This is a genomic window from Streptomyces sp. NPDC008317 (genome assembly GCF_042955955.1).
Taxonomy (GTDB): domain Bacteria; phylum Actinomycetota; class Actinomycetes; order Streptomycetales; family Streptomycetaceae; genus Actinacidiphila.
In genome coordinates this window covers 260675-276733 of sequence record NZ_JBIBFQ010000005.1, presented here as the reverse complement: position 1 = coordinate 276733, position 16059 = coordinate 260675, and the positions used below count along the sequence as shown (strand labels likewise).

The 16059-nt window shown below is 71.6% G+C and carries 16 protein-coding genes; 2 read left to right on the top strand and 14 right to left on the bottom strand.

The window, feature by feature from the left end:
* Nucleotides 1–2: 2 nt before the first annotated feature.
* From ACFY9V_RS18355 to mftA, 6 genes are all read right to left on the bottom strand, one after another.
* Complete coding sequence (locus ACFY9V_RS18355) at nt 3–944, bottom strand: AAA family ATPase (RefSeq protein ID WP_391044983.1); 942 nt, start codon at nt 942–944, stop codon at nt 3–5.
* A 39-nt stretch (nt 945–983) separates the two neighbouring features.
* Nucleotides 984–1820 carry a mycofactocin-coupled SDR family oxidoreductase gene (locus ACFY9V_RS18350; RefSeq protein WP_391161922.1) on the bottom strand — a complete coding sequence of 279 codons (837 nt, stop codon included), beginning with the start codon at nt 1818–1820 and terminating at the stop codon, nt 984–986.
* A 115-nt stretch (nt 1821–1935) separates the two neighbouring features.
* On the bottom strand, nt 1936–2769 hold the full coding sequence (locus tag ACFY9V_RS18345) for a mycofactocin-coupled SDR family oxidoreductase (RefSeq protein WP_355340958.1): 834 nt from the start codon (nt 2767–2769) through the stop codon (nt 1936–1938).
* 125 nt (nt 2770–2894) lie between these two features.
* Nucleotides 2895–4145, bottom strand: coding sequence for a mycofactocin radical SAM maturase (gene mftC, locus ACFY9V_RS18340; RefSeq protein ID WP_391161921.1), 1251 nt, complete (start codon nt 4143–4145; stop codon nt 2895–2897).
* Between the two features lie 5 nt (nt 4146–4150).
* On the bottom strand, nt 4151–4465 hold the full coding sequence (gene mftB, locus ACFY9V_RS18335; RefSeq protein ID WP_391161920.1) for a mycofactocin biosynthesis chaperone MftB: 315 nt from the start codon (nt 4463–4465) through the stop codon (nt 4151–4153).
* Between the two features lie 11 nt (nt 4466–4476).
* Nucleotides 4477–4608: a mycofactocin precursor MftA gene (gene mftA / locus ACFY9V_RS18330; RefSeq protein WP_188281158.1), complete on the bottom strand. Its 132-nt coding sequence runs from the start codon at nt 4606–4608 to the stop codon at nt 4477–4479.
* Nucleotides 4609–4768: 160 nt separating this feature from the next.
* Here mftA and mftR point away from each other — a divergent pair, with 160 nt between their 5' ends.
* Complete coding sequence (gene mftR, locus ACFY9V_RS18325; protein ID WP_355340949.1) at nt 4769–5347, top strand: mycofactocin system transcriptional regulator; 579 nt, start codon at nt 4769–4771, stop codon at nt 5345–5347.
* A 181-nt stretch (nt 5348–5528) separates the two neighbouring features.
* Here the strand turns inward: mftR and ACFY9V_RS18320 are convergent, their stop codons facing one another.
* The 5 genes from ACFY9V_RS18320 to ACFY9V_RS18300 all read right to left on the bottom strand — a co-directional run bounded on the left by ACFY9V_RS18320 (nt 5529) and on the right by ACFY9V_RS18300 (nt 11604).
* Entirely contained in the window at nt 5529–8060 is a 2532-nt protein-coding gene (locus tag ACFY9V_RS18320) for an ATP-binding cassette domain-containing protein (RefSeq protein ID WP_391161918.1), read from the bottom strand.
* A gap of 74 nt (nt 8061–8134) precedes the next feature.
* The gene (locus ACFY9V_RS18315; RefSeq protein ID WP_355340944.1) at nt 8135–8491 is read right to left on the bottom strand and encodes a VOC family protein; all 357 of its coding nucleotides are present in this window, start codon (nt 8489–8491) and stop codon (nt 8135–8137) included.
* A 196-nt stretch (nt 8492–8687) separates the two neighbouring features.
* Complete coding sequence (locus tag ACFY9V_RS18310) at nt 8688–9479, bottom strand: metalloregulator ArsR/SmtB family transcription factor (protein WP_391045634.1); 792 nt, start codon at nt 9477–9479, stop codon at nt 8688–8690.
* Nucleotides 9480–9689: 210 nt separating this feature from the next.
* On the bottom strand, nt 9690–10454 hold the full coding sequence (locus ACFY9V_RS18305; protein ID WP_391044968.1) for an MgtC/SapB family protein: 765 nt from the start codon (nt 10452–10454) through the stop codon (nt 9690–9692).
* Nucleotides 10455–10611: 157 nt separating this feature from the next.
* Nucleotides 10612–11604: a zinc-binding dehydrogenase gene (locus ACFY9V_RS18300; protein ID WP_391161917.1), complete on the bottom strand. Its 993-nt coding sequence runs from the start codon at nt 11602–11604 to the stop codon at nt 10612–10614.
* Between the two features lie 132 nt (nt 11605–11736).
* On the opposite strand from ACFY9V_RS18300, the gene ACFY9V_RS18295 reads away from it, so the two are divergent.
* Nucleotides 11737–12408, top strand: coding sequence for a TetR family transcriptional regulator (locus tag ACFY9V_RS18295; RefSeq protein ID WP_391161916.1), 672 nt, complete (start codon nt 11737–11739; stop codon nt 12406–12408).
* Nucleotides 12409–12458: 50 nt separating this feature from the next.
* Here ACFY9V_RS18295 and ACFY9V_RS18290 read toward each other — a convergent pair whose 3' ends face one another.
* The 3 genes from ACFY9V_RS18290 to ACFY9V_RS18280 all read right to left on the bottom strand — a co-directional run bounded on the left by ACFY9V_RS18290 (nt 12459) and on the right by ACFY9V_RS18280 (nt 15773).
* Nucleotides 12459–13277, bottom strand: a complete 819-nt coding sequence (locus tag ACFY9V_RS18290) for an ABC transporter ATP-binding protein (RefSeq protein ID WP_355341335.1) — start codon at nt 13275–13277, stop codon at nt 12459–12461.
* 184 nt (nt 13278–13461) lie between these two features.
* Nucleotides 13462–14499 (bottom strand): iron chelate uptake ABC transporter family permease subunit, encoded by a 1038-nt coding sequence (locus tag ACFY9V_RS18285; protein ID WP_391161915.1) that lies wholly within the window; start codon nt 14497–14499, stop codon nt 13462–13464.
* 161 nt (nt 14500–14660) lie between these two features.
* Nucleotides 14661–15773: an iron chelate uptake ABC transporter family permease subunit gene (locus tag ACFY9V_RS18280; protein WP_391161914.1), complete on the bottom strand. Its 1113-nt coding sequence runs from the start codon at nt 15771–15773 to the stop codon at nt 14661–14663.
* Nucleotides 15774–16059 lie beyond the last annotated feature (286 nt).

Sequence of the window (16059 nt, the reverse complement as noted above, 5' to 3'; positions counted from 1 at the left end):
CTTCATCCGGGCTCCGCCCGCGCCGGATCCAGCACGAAGCGGTCCTCCCAGATCTCCCGCAGGACGCGCTCCGCGGTGGTCTCCGCCGCGTCGTCCAGCCGGATCCGGCCGGACAGCGAGACCGTCATCGCGTCGTAGAAGCTCTCCGGGTAGCGGTCGTCGTCCGGTCCGCTCAGGCCGCGCATCGTCATCAGGCCGTCGGCGACCAGCGCGCAGTCGATCGCGCCCCGCACGCTGCTGCCCTGACGCAGATCCGGGTGCGCGCGGGTGGCCCGGGTCACCGCGACGGCGTCGGGCACGATCCGGTCCGCGAGCGGACCGGACAGCGCGGCGCGCAGCCTGACGATGTCCTCCTCCGCGGCGGCGTCCTGGTACCCGACCACGATCCGGTTGAGCCGGTCGCTGACGCCCGCCGAGAGCCGGGTGGTGCCGATGTCGTCACTGGGGTTCATCGAGGCGATGACCCGGAACGACGGCTCGGCGGTGACCAGGCCGACCCTGGGCACCTCGACCGCGCGGTCGGCCATCGCCGACAGCAGGGTGTTGAGGGTGTCCTCGGGGGCGCGGTTGAACTCCTCGATGTAGAGGAACCCGCCGGTGCGCATCGCCTGGACCAGCGGCCCCGCCACGAAGTTGTCGGCGCTGTAGTCCTCCCGCAGCACCCGCGCGGGATTGTGGTGCCCGACCAGCTTGGCCGGGGTCAGATCGGCGTTGCCCTCCACGAACACCAGCGGGATGCCCCACTCCTCGGTGATCGCCTTGAGCATGGTGGTCTTGCTGGTGCCGGGCGGGCCCTCCAGGACGAGATCCCGCCCGGCGCCGACGGTCGCGAGCGCGAGTTCCAGCTCGCGCTCGCGGCCGACGATGCGCGAGGCGATCCGCTCCCCGGCCGCCGCGACGCCGGAGCCGGCCCCGGCGTCCCGTACCGTCCGCAGTGTGGTCATCGTTCGCGCTCCCTACGCTCGACGTGGCTGACAGACCCGCTACTTGGCCGTCTGGCCCGCGTCGATCGGCAGGGTGACGCCGGTGACGTACCGCGCCTCGTCCGAGGCCAGCCACAGCACCGCGTTGGAGATGTCGACCGGCTCGACCCACGGGATCGGCAGCGCGTTCATCGAACCGAAGCGCGGGCCGAGATTCTCCTTGGTCCGCTCGGCCACCGGCAGGTCGGACGCGAACAGCTCGTACGTCGCCGAATTCTGGATCATCGGGGTGTCGACCGACGTGGGGTGCACGCTGTTGACCCGGATGCTGTCCGGGGCCAACTCCAGCGCCAGCGTGCGCATCAGGCCGACGACACCGTGCTTGGCGGCGACGTAGTGCCCGATGTTCTCCATCGCCATCAGCCCGGCCGTCGAGCTGGTCAGCACGATCGAACCGCCGTTGCCACCCGCCTTGATGTGCGGGATCGCCGCCTTCGCGGTGTGCCACACACCGGTGAGATTGACGTCGATCATGTCCTGGAACACCTGCTCGTCCAGCTCCGACATGGTGCCGAAGCTGAAGATGCCCGCGTTCGCCGAGACGATGTCCAGCCGTCCGAGCTGCGCGACCCCGGCGTCCACGGCTGCCTTCAGCGCCTCGAAGTCACGGACGTCCGCCTGTGCGGCGACGATCCGCCGGTCCAGCTTCTCCACCTCGCGTACGGTCTCCGCGAGGTCGTCGGGCGTCGCCATCGGGTACGGCACCGAGTCGATCTGCGACACGACGTCGACGGCGATGATGTCCGCGCCCTCCTGCGCCAGGCGTATCGCGTGGCTGCGGCCCTGACCACGGGCGGCCCCGGTGACGAGTGCGACCTTTCCCTCTACACGCCCCATCGCGTGCTCACCTCTTTCTCTTTCGATGACGCTGTCGTTCTGCGAACCCCCGTGAACCCCCGCTGATCCCCGTGAGCCGTGTCGCGTTCTGCCGCGAACCGCCTGGCTCGCGGCCCTACTTGAGGAAGTTGCCGCCGTCGACGGGCAGGGTGACCCCGGTGACGTACCGGCCCTCGTCCGAGGCCAGCCACAGCAGGGCGTTGGAGATGTCCACCGGCTCCACCCACGGGATGGGCAGCGCGATGACCGACCGCGAGACCTCGGCGAAGTCCTCCGCGGTCGGGTGCTCCAGGTCGGGACGGAACAGCTTGTAGGTCATCTCGTTCTGGATCATGGCCGTGTCGACCTGGGTCGGATGGATGCTGTTGACCCGGATGCTGTCCGGGGCCAGCTCCAGCGCGAGCGTGCGCATCAGGCCGACGACGCCGTGCTTGGCGGCCACGTAGTGACCCGCGTGCGGATACGCGCGCAGGCCCGCCTCCGAGCTGGTCAGGATGATCGAGCCGCCGCGCCCGCCCGCCTTGAGGTGCGGGATCGCCGCCTTCGCGGTCTTCCACACGCCCGTCAGATTGATGTCGATGACATCGCGCCAGCGCTGGGCGTCCAGTACGTCGAGGGTGTCGGGTATGACGCCGATCCCGGCGTTCGCCGCGACGATGTCGAGCCGTCCGAGCTGCGCCACACCGTCGTCCACGGCGGCCTTCAGCGCCCCGAAGTCACGGACGTCCGCCTTCGTGGCCACGATCCGGCGGTCCAGCTTCTCCACCTGCCGTACGGTCTCGGCCAGGTCCTCGTCGGTGGCGCCCGGGTAACCGGCGCTCGGCACGTCCTCGCAGATGTCCACCGCGATGATGTCCGCGCCCTCCTGCGCCAGCCGCACCGCGTGGCTGCGGCCCTGACCGCGCGCGGCTCCGGTGATGAATGCGACCTTTCCTTCTACACGCCCCATTGCGTGCACCTTTCGTTACGGGTTGATTACTGTGAGTGATGTCCCCGAGGTGTGCGCAATCGATACGGTGGCCGGGCTCCGTGACCGGAGCCGGCGGCCGGGCCGGTGGGGCGGTCCCGGAGTGCTCAGACCGGACGGAAGCCGGCGAGCGGATCCTCCGCGCAGTCGCTCACGGGCGGCCGGTCCAGATCCTCACGACGGGTGAGGGTCAGCGGGACCGGTCCCCGGCGCGGTGCGGGGGAAGTACGGTGTGAGTGGTCGACGGACGACTTCGGGACGGGTGTGTGCTGCGTACGGTTCGCGAGCAGTTCCTCGCCGTAGCCCTGCACGCACTCCGGGTCCGGCCCGTCCAGCGGCAGGCCGGTGAAGAACTTGGCCGCCATGCACCCGCCCTTGCAGGTGTCGAAGAACTGGCAGGAGGCGCAGGCGCCGCCCGACTGGGGCTCGCGCAGGCCGCGGAACAGCTCGGACTCGCGCCATACGCCGGTGAAGCCGCCGGGCTGCCGGATGTTCCCGGCCAGGAACTCCTCGTGGATCGCGAACGGGCAGGCGTAGACGTCCCCGACCGGGTCGATCAGGCACACCACGCGTCCGGCGCCGCACAGATTCAGGCCGGGCAGCGCCTGCCCGTAGGCGGACAGGTGGAAGAAGGAGTCACCGGTCAGCACGCTGTCGCCGTGCGCCACCAGCCAGTCGTACAGCTCGCGCTGCTGGTCACGCGTCGGGTGCAGCTCGTCCCAGACGTCGGCGCCGCGCCCGGACGGGCGCAGCCGGGTCAGCCGGAGCTGGGCCCCGTACCGGTCGGCGATGGCCTTGAACTCGTCCATCTGGGGGATGTTGTGCCGGGTGCACACCACGGACAGCTTGAAGTTCCTCATCCCGGCGGCGGACAGATTCGCCATGGCGCGCAGCGCGGTGTCGTACGAACCGGGGCCGCGGACCGCGTCGTTGACCTCGGCGGTCGCGCCGTCGAGGGAGATCTGCACGTCGACGTAGGAGTTCTCGGCCAGCCGGGCCGCGACCTCCGGGGTGATCCGGACGCCGTTGGTGGAGAACTTCACGCCCACGTGGTGGGCGGTGGCGTAATCGACCAACTCCCAGAAGTCGGGGCGGACCGTGGGCTCGCCGCCGCCGATGTTGACGTAGAAGACCTGCATGCGTTCCAGCTCGTCGATCACCGCCTCGGCCTCGGCCGTGGTGAGTTCGCGCGGATCGCGGCGGCCGGAGCTGGACAGGCAGTGCGTGCAGGACAGATTGCAGGCGTAGGTCAGCTCCCAGGTCAGGCAGATGGGCGCGTCGAGTCCGTACTCGAACAGGTCCACCAGCCGTTCGGCGCCGGGAGCGCGGGCGGGGGCATCCGTGGTCGTCGTGGTCATGGGGCTCACGGGGTCCTTTCCACCACCATCGACGACCTGGCGAGGGTCGCGAGGGCGCGGCCGTACCGCGGCACGTCGGCTTCGGTGACCCCGGCCACCGAGCAGGCGGCCCGTGCCGTGGGGGAGTCCTTGAGGGACTGGACGACCGACAGCAGTCGCCGGTCCTTGAGGAACGAGAGTTTGCGCGTTCCGAAGTGGTACAGCAGGGCGCCGAACGGTTCCGGCCGGACCGAGACCTGCGGGTGCAGATCCCAGGGGCGGTCGAGATCCATGCCGGGCGCCGGGTCCGGGGCGTTCACCGGACGGTCCGTGCCGCTCATGGCGGGGCGGCTCAGTAGACGCCGCACATGCCGTCGATCGAGACCTCTTCGACCAGGTCGTCGGCCTCGATCACGGAATCCGCGGTGACATCCTCGTCGGCGGCACGCGGCTCGCCGGGCTCCTTGAGCTGAAGCTCTTCCATACCATGGCTCCTCAGTCGGGCGATGGTCGCAGGCGGGGTTGTTGTCGTCCGCCGTGCCTTCAATAATGTTCAGACTAATGGCACCCGGTGCCAAATGGAAGAAGGAAAATCCGTGAGGTCCCCAGCCGACGCTCCGAAACCGCCGTCGACCAGCACTCGCATGGGGCGTCAGCCCTCCACGACGGTGGACGAGCTGAGCCATGTGGCGCTGGAGCTGTTCGCCGAGCGCGGCTTCGCCGAGACGACGGTGGACGACATCGCCGCCGCCTGCGGCATCGGCCGCCGGACGTTCTTCCGCTACTTCCCGTCCAAGAACGACGTGCCCTGGGGTGACTTCGACGCCCTGGTGGAACGGATGCGCCGCTACCTCCAGCGCACCCCGCCGGACATGGCGCTGGCCGAGGCGCTGCGCGGCGCCATCGTGGAGTTCAACCGCTTCCCGGCCAGCGTCGTCCAGGACCACCGGCTGCGGATGTCCCTGCTGCTGAACGTGCCGACGCTGGTCGCGCACTCCACGCTGCGGTACGCCACCTGGCGGCAGGCCATCGCCGAGTACGCCGCCCGCAGGCTCGGGGTGGACGAGGACGACATGCGGCCGCAGGTGATCGCCTGGGCGGCGCTGGCCGCCTCGCTGTCGGCCTACGAGCAGTGGCTCAAGGACGAGGACGCGGATCTGCCGGCCCTGCTGGGCTCGGCCTTCGACATCCTCGGCGAGACCTTCTCCGGCGAAGGGCGCTGAGCCGCGCTGCGGGCAAGGGTGTTGTGCCGGGCTCGGTTCCAGGGGGTCGAGCCGGGCTCCGGCGAAGGGCGCTGAGTCGGGCCTCGGTCGCGGGTGTTGAGGATGTCCTCGGCCAGCCGCGGTGCGCCTGGCCGTCGTTGGCGAGAGCGCACCGCAAGGTCGGGCGTCCGCGACGGGTACGTCAGGCGCCGACGTACGCCGCGAGGTGTTCCCCGGTGAGGGTCGAGGCGTCCGCGACCAGGTCGGCGGGGGTGCCCTCGAAGACGACCCGGCCGCCGTGGTGACCCGCGCCGGGGCCCAGGTCGATGATCCAGTCGGCGTGCGCCATCACCGCCTGATGGTGCTCGATGACGACGACGGACTTGCCGGAATCGACCAACCGGTCCAGCAGGCCCAGCAGTTGCTCCACATCGGCGAGGTGCAGGCCGGTGGTCGGCTCGTCCAGCACATACACACCGCCCTTGTCCGACATGTGCGTGGCCAGCTTCAGCCGCTGCCGCTCGCCACCGGACAGCGTGGTGAGCGGCTGGCCGATGCCCAGATAGCCCAGGCCCACATCGGCCAGGCGCCGCAGGACGGCGTGCGCCGCGGGGGTGTGCGCCTCGCCGCCGCCGAAGAACTCCTCGGCCTCGGCCACCGACATCGCCAGCACCTCGCTGATGTCGCGCCCGCCGAAGCGGTAGTCGAGCACCGACGCCTCGAACCGCTTCCCCTCGCACTCCTCGCACGTGGTCGCGACCCCGGCCATCATCCCCAGGTCGGTGTAGACGACGCCCGCGCCGTTGCACGTCGGGCACGCGCCCTCGGAGTTGGCGCTGAACAGCGCGGGCTTCACCCCGTTGGCCTTCGCGAACGCCTTGCGGATCGGGTCGAGCAGCCCGGTGTACGTCGCCGGGTTGGAGCGCCGCGAGCCGCGGATCGCGCCCTGGTCGATCGACACCACCGCCGTACCGTCGGCGCCCTTGACCTGCGCGCCCTTGACCAGCGAGCCGTGGATGAGCGAGCTCTTGCCGGAGCCCGCGACACCGGTCACGACGACCAGCACGCCGAGGGGGACATCGACGTCGACACCGCGCAGATTGTTCGTGGTCGCGCCGCGGATCTCCAGCGCGCCGACCGGTTCGCGGACCGTCTTCTTGAGCGAGGACCGGTCGTCGTAGTGCCGCCCGGTGAGGGTGCCGCTGGTCCGCAGCCCGTCGAGGCCGCCCTCGAAGCAGACCGCGCCGCCCGCCGTACCGGCGCCGGGCCCCAGGTCGACCACATGGTCGGCGATGGCGATCGTCTCCGGCTTGTGCTCCACGACGAGCACCGTGTTGCCCTTGTCCCGCAGCCGCAGCAGCAGGTCGTTCATCCGCTGGATGTCGTGCGGGTGCAGACCGGCGGTCGGCTCGTCGAAGACGTACGTGATGTCGGTGAGCGCCGACCCGAGGTGCCGGATCATCTTCACGCGCTGCGCCTCGCCGCCGGACAGCGTGCCCGCGGGCCGGTCGAGCGCGAGATAGCCGAGGCCGATCTCCACGAACGAGTCGAGGGTCTGGAGCAGCGCGGTCAGCAGCGGGGCGACCGAGGGCTCCTTCAGCTCGCGGACCCACTCGGCCAGGTCACTGATCTGCATCGCGCAGGCGTCGGCGATGCTGATCCGCTTGATCTTCGAGGACCTGGCGCCCTCGCTGAGCCGGGTGCCGTCGCACTCGGGGCAGGTGGCGAAGGCGACCGCCCGCTCCACGAACGCCCGGATGTGCGGCTGCATCGCCTCCTTGTCCTTGGAGAGCATCGACTTCTGGATCCGGGGGATCAGCCCCTCGTACGTCATGTTGATGCCCGCGATCTTCATACGGGTCGGCTCGCGGTGCAGGAAGTCGTGCAGCTCCCTCTTGGTGTACTTGCGGATCGGCTTGTCCGGGTCGACGAAGCCGGACTCCTTGTACAGCCGCATGTTCCAGCCGTCCGAGCCGTAGCCGGGGATGGTGATGGCGCCTTCGGAGAGCGACTTCGTGTCGTCGTAGAGCTGTGCGAGGTCGATGTCGGAGACCGTGCCCCGGCCCTCGCAGCGCGTGCACATGCCGCCGGTCCGGTGGAAGGTCGCCTTCACCGCCGTCTTCGAGCCGCGCTCCACGGTGATCGCGCCGCTCGCGCTGACCGAGGGGACGTTGAACGCGTACGCGCCGGGCGGGCCGATGTGGGGCTTGCCGAGGCGGCTGAAGAGGATCCGCAGCATCGCGTTCGCGTCGGTGGCGGTGCCGACCGTAGACCGCGGGTCGGCGCCCATCCGCTGCTGGTCGACGGTGATCACCGTGGTCAGCCCGTCCAGCACGTCGACGTCGGGGCGTGCCGTGGTCGGCATGAAGCCCTGCACGAAGGCGCTGTAGGTCTCATTGATCAGCCGCTGCGACTCGGCGGCGATCGTGCTGAACACCAGCGAGCTCTTGCCGGAACCGGAGACCCCCGTGAACACCGTCAGACGGCGCTTGGGGATCTCGATGCTGACGTCTTTCAGATTGTTCACCCGCGCGCCGTGCACACGGATCAGGTCGTGGCTGTCGGCCGGACGCACCGCGGACGCCCGGGTCGTCCCGGCGCTTTCCGCGGTCTCGTCCGCGCCGACGGGTGCGGCGGTCCTGGCCGGCTTGGCGGTTTTGGCGGTCCTGGCGGTCCTGGCGGTCTTGGTGGTTGCCGCGGCTGTCGGCCTGGCCGTCTTCTTCGCCGTGCTCATCGTTTCTCCATGACGTCAGGTCGACCGGCGGGCGTCGTCACCCGGCGCGTGGCCGGACTCGCGCGGGTCGGCGGTCATCGGTCCTGGAGGATACCGAGGACATTGCCGTCGGGGTCGGTGACGGTGGCCACCAGCCGGCCGCCGCCCACGTCCGACGCCGCGTCCTTCACGGTGGCGCCCGCGGCGGTCAGCTCGGCCAGCTTCGCCTCGATGTCCGACACCTCCCAGTACACCACCGGGGACGTCAGACCCTGCGGGCCGCCGCCCGGCACCAGCCCGATGTGCTGGTCCCCGGTCTCGAAGCCCACGTAGTACGACTCGTCGGTCTGCGGCTCGATGCCGAGCAGCGCCGCGTACACCGCCTTCGCCTTCGGCAGGTCGGACACGGGGTGCAGCACGGTCTTGATGCCCTGGGTGGTGGTGCCGGTCATGATCGCTCCTGTGGTCGCGGGCCGCATGGACCCGGTGTTTCCGTGCCGAGGTCCCCTGACGTTCGGGGGCTCGGCGTCCATGCGATTCACGCTACGGGCGGGCGCCGGGATTCGCTTCTCCATTCCTGACCGGTCCCGCGCCGCCCTCGCGACCGGCCCTTTCCCGCCGGGGCCCGAGGCCCCGCGCCCGGTGTGCTCAGGCGCGGGCGGTGGGGGACATCTCCCAGGGCGCCTGCGGCAGCACCTCACCGGTTTCGAGCAGCGACTTGAGGTTGGCCAGCACGGCGGGCCAGCCCCGCGAGATGCCGTTGAACATGTCCGTATTGGCCAGCTTCTCGTGGGTCACGGTCAGCCGCACGATGTCCTGGTGCGGCTCGACGAGGAAGGTGACCTCCGACGGCTCGCGCGGCGGCTCCTTGCCGACGGAGTCCTCGAAGGTGAGGACCAGGCGCGTGGGCGGCTCGGCCTCCCGCACCTGGCCGACGGCGTCCACGGCGCCCGAGCCGTCGGCGCGGCGGTGCTCCCAGGCCGAGCCCGGCCGCCAGTCCGAGACGTTGGCGTGTCCCCAGTACCGCGCGGTCAGATCGGCGTCGGTGAGTGCACGCCACACCTGCTCGGGCGTCGCCCGGATGTAGGTGACGTAGACATAGGTCGGTACGGATACGGATTCGTCGGTCATGGCGTTCTCCTCTGCCAGGTTCTTGATGGCGCTCAGGGCCCGCAGCCGGGGCTTGTCGAACCCCGAGATCCAGCGTTCCTCGATGTCGTGGATGGGCGCCGGATTCAGGTAATGCAGCCGCTCCCGCCCACGGCGCACCACGGTCACGAGATTGGCCTGCCCGAGCAGGTCGAGATGCTGCGTCACCGACTGGCGGGCCATGCCGAGACGCTCGCACAGCTCACGCAGCGTCTGACCGTTCTGTTCCCGCAGCCGGTCCAGCAGGAGTCGCCTGGTCGGGTCGGCCAGTGCTTTGAAGACCGGGTCCATCTCGCTCGGTTCTGGGCTCACCTCTCCATTATGCAGGTATCTGCCTGCCTATTGTCAACGACGCAGGTCAGTGGCGCGGCCAGTGACGAGGGCGGCGGTGCGGGCCAGCGACGTGGGCCCCATGGCTCAGCTCGGGGACTCGGCCCGGCGGCGCCGTCCACGGGCGCCGGGCACCACGCTGTCGGGGCAGGGACGAGGGCGCGTCCCCGGTCAGTCGTCGGATTCGTCGGCCACCGACGAGACGCTCAGCAGCTCCTCGAACTCGGACAGGCCCGCGACCAGGTGTTCGGGGCTGCCGGTGCCCTCGACGTCGACCGCGACCAGGGCGGTGCCGCCCTCGGTGGGGTGCCAGTTCTCGTCGTCGGGGTGCTGGGCGGCGCGGTCGACGCGGACCTGGACGACGCGGAAGCCCTGGGTGGCGGTGTATTCGAGGACGCGGGTGAGGACGCCGGTGCCGATCCGGTACGCGAGGTGGATGCGGGTGCGCTCGGGGGTGGCGAGGACCGGGACCCGGCGGGTGAGCCACGGGTAGCCCTGGACGACCAGGAAGTGCGCGAGGGTGACTCCTATGGCCAGCAGCGGGAGACCGCCGCCGCAGGCCATGCCGACCGCGCAGGTGAGCCAGACCGTCGCCGCGGTGGTGAGGCCGCGGACGGCGTCACGCCGTACGAAGATCAGGCCGCCGCCGATGAAGCCGATGCCCGAGACGATCTGGGCGGCCACCCGCGACGGGTCGAACGAGACGGCCTGCAAGCCCAGCACGGCGTTGAACCCGTGCTGGGACACCTCCATGAACAGCGCGCTGCCGACACCGACGAGGGTGTGGGTGCGCAGTCCCGCGCTCTTCTGCTGCGTGGCGCGCTCGGCGCCGATCAGGGTGGACAGCAGCAGGGCGAGGCCCAACTCGGCGAACTGCCTGGCCCCTTGGCCCGCACCGGGATCGAAAAGCGGCAGAGCGAACGAAATATGCTGCATGAGGAGATCCTGCCACTGGCCACGGCGGCGGCGCGGAACCGGCTCTCCCACGCCCGGTTGGGCGGATCAGCGCATCAACCGATGAGCGCGTAACGGGACGGGCGGCCTGGGGAGCCCGCGCCGCGAGCGACTGCCCAGCTCCGGACGGCGGTTCGGGTTACGGCGTCAGGACGATCCGGCCGAACACCTCGCCCGCGTCCATCTTCCGGTGCGCCAGCGCGGCCTGCTCCAGCGGCAGCACCTCGTGCACCGCGAGAGGCAGCTCGCCGCGGCTCGCGGCGGCGAACTGCGTGGTACGCACGGCGGTCAGATCCGCCGCGGCCACGGTGTCGGTGCTGAAGGTGGCGAACGACAGGGACTTCTGGAAGGCCGCGATCATCGCCATGCCGAAGTCGGCGGGCGGCGGCCCGCCGACCACGCCCACGGTCACCATGCGGCCGTTCGGCCGGAGCCGGCCGAAGAAGGACGGCAGGTCCGCGCCCGCGACGATGTCGATGATGACGTCGTATCCCCCGGGAGCGTCGTCGGAAGTGTCGTCGGCACCGGAACCGCTGCCCATGGTGTCGCCCGAGCGGTCCAGCACACGCGTCGCGCCGAGTGCGCGCAGCCGCTCGCCCCGCGCGGCCGACGATGTCGTGACCGCCACCGCGGCGGCGCCCGCGCGGGACGCCAGATGGACCGTCATGATCCCGATGCTGCCCGCCGCGCCGCGCACCAGCACCGACTCGCCGGGGGCGAAGCGGGCGTGGGCCAGCGCGAAATGGGCCACCGCGCCCGAGTTGCCGAGCGTCACCGCGTCCACCGCCGACAGCCCGTCGGGCAGCGCGAGGACCGCCTCGACCGGGACGGCCGCCTGCTCGGCGTAACCGCCGCTGAGCCCGGTGAACGCCCACACGCGCCGCCCGATCCACGACGTGTCGACGCCGTCGCCGACCGCGGTCACCGTACCGGCCGCCTCGCTGCCGAGGATGTGCCCCTCCTTGAAGCCGTACGAGGCCAGCGTGCCCCTGCGGATCACGGCGTCCACGCCGCCGACACCGCTTGCCTCGACGCCGATGAGCACCTGCCCGGCGGCGGGCGCCGGGGCGGGGAGGTCGACGACCGCCATGCCCTCGGGGCCGCCGAACGTCTCGATCGCGACTGCCTTCACCGTCTGCTCCCTGCGCTGGTCCACGGCCGGTCCCGGCCCTCGTGGTCCGCGCCCGTCCGGAACCCGGCGGCCCGCGGACCTGGTGCTTCGGACGGTAACGGACGCCGCCGTCCGTTTGGCTAAAGTGAGAGCGTGACCGACGGATTGCCTCACACCCTGCGCTCCGACGCCCTCGACAACCGCGAGCGCATCCTCGAAGCGGCCCGCGAGGTGTTCGCGACCGAGGGGCTGAACGTGCCGATGCGGGAGATCGCCCGGCGCGCCGGAGTCGGCCCCGCCACCCTCTACCGCCGCTTCCCGACCAAGGAGACGCTGGTCACCGAGGCGTTCACCGGTCAGTTGCGGGCCTGCCACGACATCGTGGACGAAGGGCTCGCCGACCCGGATCCCTGGCGCGGCCTCTGCCTGGTGATCGAGAGGATCTGCGAGCTGCACGCCCGCGACCGCGGCTTCACCGCGGCCTTCATGTCGACGTTCCCGCACGCCGTCGACTTCGACGCGGGCCGCGAGTACGCGCTGAAGGCGGTCGCGGAACTGGCCGCCCGCGCCAAGTCCACCGGCCGCCTGCGCCCCGACTTCGTGCTGGACGACCTGATCCTCGTCCTCATGGCCAACAGCGGCATCCACGCGCCGTCACCCGCGGCCCGCGTCGCGGCCTCCCGGCGCTTCGCCGCCTTCGCGATCCAGGCGTTCCGGGCGTCCCCGCAGCACGCGCCGCTCCCGCCCGCGGCGCGGCTGTCACCCGTACCGCCGGTCATCCCCGTGGCGCCCGCCCGTACGCCGACCGCCGCGCCCCGCCGCTAGAAGGTCCGTCCCGGCAGAAGCTCCGGCCCGCGTACGTCAGCCGGTAGCTGTCAGTCGGTCGCGGTCGGCCGGTGTACGCGGTGGCGGCCGATCGGGAGGATCAGCGGGGTCCGCGAGACCTCGTCGGTGACGATGCGGCACTCCATGCCGAAGATGTCGCGGACGGTGTCCTCGGTGACGACCTCCGAGGGCGGGCCCTCGGCGGCGATCCGGCCGTCCTTCATCGCGATGAGGTGATCGCCGTACCGGCAGGCGAGGTTGAGGTCGTGGAGGACCGTGACGACGGTGGCGCCGCGCTGCCGGTTGAGGTCGGTGACCAGGTCGAGGACCTCGACCTGGTGGGGGAGGTCGAGATACGTGGTCGGCTCGTCGAGGAGCAGGACGCCCGTGCGCTGGGCGAGGGCGACGGCGATCCACACGCGCTGCCGCTGGCCGCCGGACAGTTCGTCCACCGAGCGCTCGGCCAGGTCGAGGGTGTCGGTGGCGGTCAGGGCCTCGGCGACGGCCTCGTCGTCGGTGGCCGTCCAGCGCCGGAACCAGCCCTGGTGCGGGTAGCGTCCGCGCCCGACCAGGTCGATGACGCGGATGCCGTCCGGCGCGACCGGGGTCTGCGGAAGGATGCCGAGCCGGGCGGCGACCTGACGGGTGGGCAGGCGGTGGATGTCCTGTCCGTCGAGCAGGACCTCGCCCGAGGTCGGAGCGAGCAGCCGGGCGAGGCCGCGCAGCAGGGTGGACTTGCCGCAGGCGTTGGGGCCGACGATCATCGTCACCCGCCCGGCGGGGATGTCGGCGGTGATGCCGGTGACCACGGGCCGCTGGTCGTAGCCGAGTCGCAGGTCACGGGCGGCGAGCGTGCTGGGCGCGTCCACCGCGCCCTTTCCGTACGTCTCGGCCCGCGTGTCGACCGCCCTCTTCCCGTTCGTCTCGGCCTCCCGCTTCCCGTACGTGTCGCCCCGGCTGCCGTACGCCTCCGCCGCGCCGGATACGCCGTCCGTCGCGGCGGCCGGCCGCGCGGGCGCGCCCTGCTCTGTCGTGTCCGTCATCGCGGTGTCCTCATCCTCCCTGCCCGACCCGGTTGGCCCGGGCCAGCAGCCACAGCAGACCCGGGGCGCCGAGCACCCCGGTGATCACACCGACCGGGAATTCGGTCGGGCCCAGCAGGTGCTGCCCGGCGAAGTCGCAGCCGAGCATGATGACCGCGCCGGTCAGCGCGGACAGTGTCAGCGCGGGACCCCGGCCGTGCACCAGACGGCGGGCGACGGGACCGGAGAGAAAGGCGACGAAGGCGACCGGCCCGGTCGCCGCCGTGGCGACCGCGGCCAGACAGACCGCGAGGCCGATCAGCACCAGGCGGCTGCGCTCGACGCGTACCCCGAGGCCGGTCGCGCTGTCGTCGCCGAGCCCGAGCACCGGCAGCGAACGCACCGCCAGACAGACCGCGGGCAGCAGCGGCAGCAGGCACAGCAACAGGGCGCGGGCGAGCGGCCAGTCCGCGCCGTTGAGGCTGCCGGTGAGCCAGAGCAGTGCCTGCTGCACGGTGTAGATGTCGGCCCTGGTCAGCAGGAAGGACACGATGCTGGAGAGCCCCGCGGCCACACCGATGCCGACCAGTACGAGCCGGTAGCCGGTCACCCCGCGCCGCCAGGCCAGCAGATAGATCGCCAGCGCGGTGGCCAGCGCGCCCGCCACGGCGAGTCCCGACACCGTCGCGCCGCCGAGTCCGAACACGACGATCGCCACCACGGCCGCCGCGCTCGCCCCCGAGGTGATCCCGATGACGTCGGGGCTGGCCAGCGGATTGCGGATCAGCGTCTGGAACACCGCGCCCGACAGGCCGAACGCGGCGCCCGCCGCGACCGCGGTGACGGCCCGCGGCAGCCGCACCTTCAGCACGATGAAGTCGGTGGCCGCGTCGCCCCGCCCGGCCAGCGAGCGCAGCACGTCGGACAGCGGGACGGAGTAGCTGCCGACGCACAGCGAGGCGCACAGCAGAGCGACGGCGCACAGCACGAGGACGAGTGCGACGGCGCTGGTACGCGCCCTCGGCCGGCGCCGCGCGGCCCGTATCGCGCGCAGGGTGTCGGCAGGCACCGTCGTCCGGATCGCACGGTCCGAAGCGGCGGTGTCCCAAGCGGCACCGTCCACAACGGCGCTGTCCGATCCCGCGCGGCCGGTCGGCGGTTCGGGGGTCGGCGCTTCGGGGGTCCGCGGTCCGGGCGGCACGGACGTCTGCGGGTCGGAGGTCGGTCTCACTAGAGCCCCGCCTGCCTTCCGCGCCGGACCAGCACGATGAGCACCGGCGCACCGAGCACCGCGGTGACGATGCCGACCTGGATCTCGCCGGGCCTGGCCACGATGCGGCCGAGGACGTCGGAGACCAGCAGCAGAGCCGGGGCGATGAACAGCGAGTACGGCAGGATCCAGCGGTGGTCGGGGCCGGTGAAGGAGCGGACGACGTGCGGAACGGTCAGCCCGACGAAGCCGATGGGACCGGCGAGCGCGGTCGCGGCGCCGCACAGCAGCACCACGGACACCGCGCAGAAGATCCGGGCGGCGGCGATGTTCGCGCCGAGCCCGCGGGCGGTGTCGTCGCCGAGGCTCAGGGTGTTGAGCAGCCGTCCCGATCCCAGCGCGCACACCGCGCCGACCAGGAGGAACGGTCCCGCCTGGTAGGCCACCGGGAGATCGCGCCCGGCCAGCGAGCCGACCTCCCAGAACCGGAACCGGTCGAACGTCGCGGTGTCGGTGAGCAGGACGGCGGTGGTGAGGGAGGTCAGCCCCGCGCTGACGGCGGCGCCCGACAGCGCCAGCTTGACCGGTGTCGCGCCCTCCCGGCCGAGCGAGCCGACCGAGTAGACCAGCAGGGCCGCCGCCGCGGCGCCCACGAAGCCGAACCACACGTAGCCGGTGAAGGAGGTGATCCCGAAGACGCTGATCGCGGTGACGACGGCGAGCGAGGCCCCGGCGTTGACGCCCAGCAGGCCGGGATCGGCCAGCGGGTTGCGGGTCAGGCCCTGCATCACCGTCCCCGCCAGGCCCAGCGCCGCACCGGCCATCAGACCGACGACCGTACGCGGCAGCCGCAGCGAGGTGACGATGGTCTGGTCGTCGTTGCCGGAGTCGTGGTGGAAGACGGTGTCCAGGACCGTGCCCAGGGGGACGGACTTGGCGCCGATCGCCAGGCTCGCGCCGACCGCGAGGGCGAGCACGACCGCGGCGGCGATCAGCCCGGCGCCGAGCGCGGCCGTACGATCACGGCGGGGTGAACCGTGCGCGTTCGCGGGGGAGCCGGTCGCGGCCGGGACGGGAGGCGTCCCGTCGGCCGGTACCGGGGCGGGCCCGCTGCGGGCTCGCAAGACGTTCATGGGCCAACTCCTCGGCGGACTCACCCGGGCGGAAAGTAAGGGCAGGCTAACTTAAGTCGCGCGGTCGTTCTGCCGCCCCTTGGGGGGAATCGAGCCGCCCGGCGGCGGCGGACGGGCCGTAGGAAGACATCTTGTGTCGCCGAACGGACACTCCTGAGCGGCCCTGTCCGATCGGGCTGATGCTCCGTGCGGCCGTTCCGTCGTCGCACCGGAGTGCGGAATTCCGTGCCGCGCCGGGGAGTTGGCGAGATCGCGCCCGTACGGCGGCGGGAGCGGCCGGAGGCCG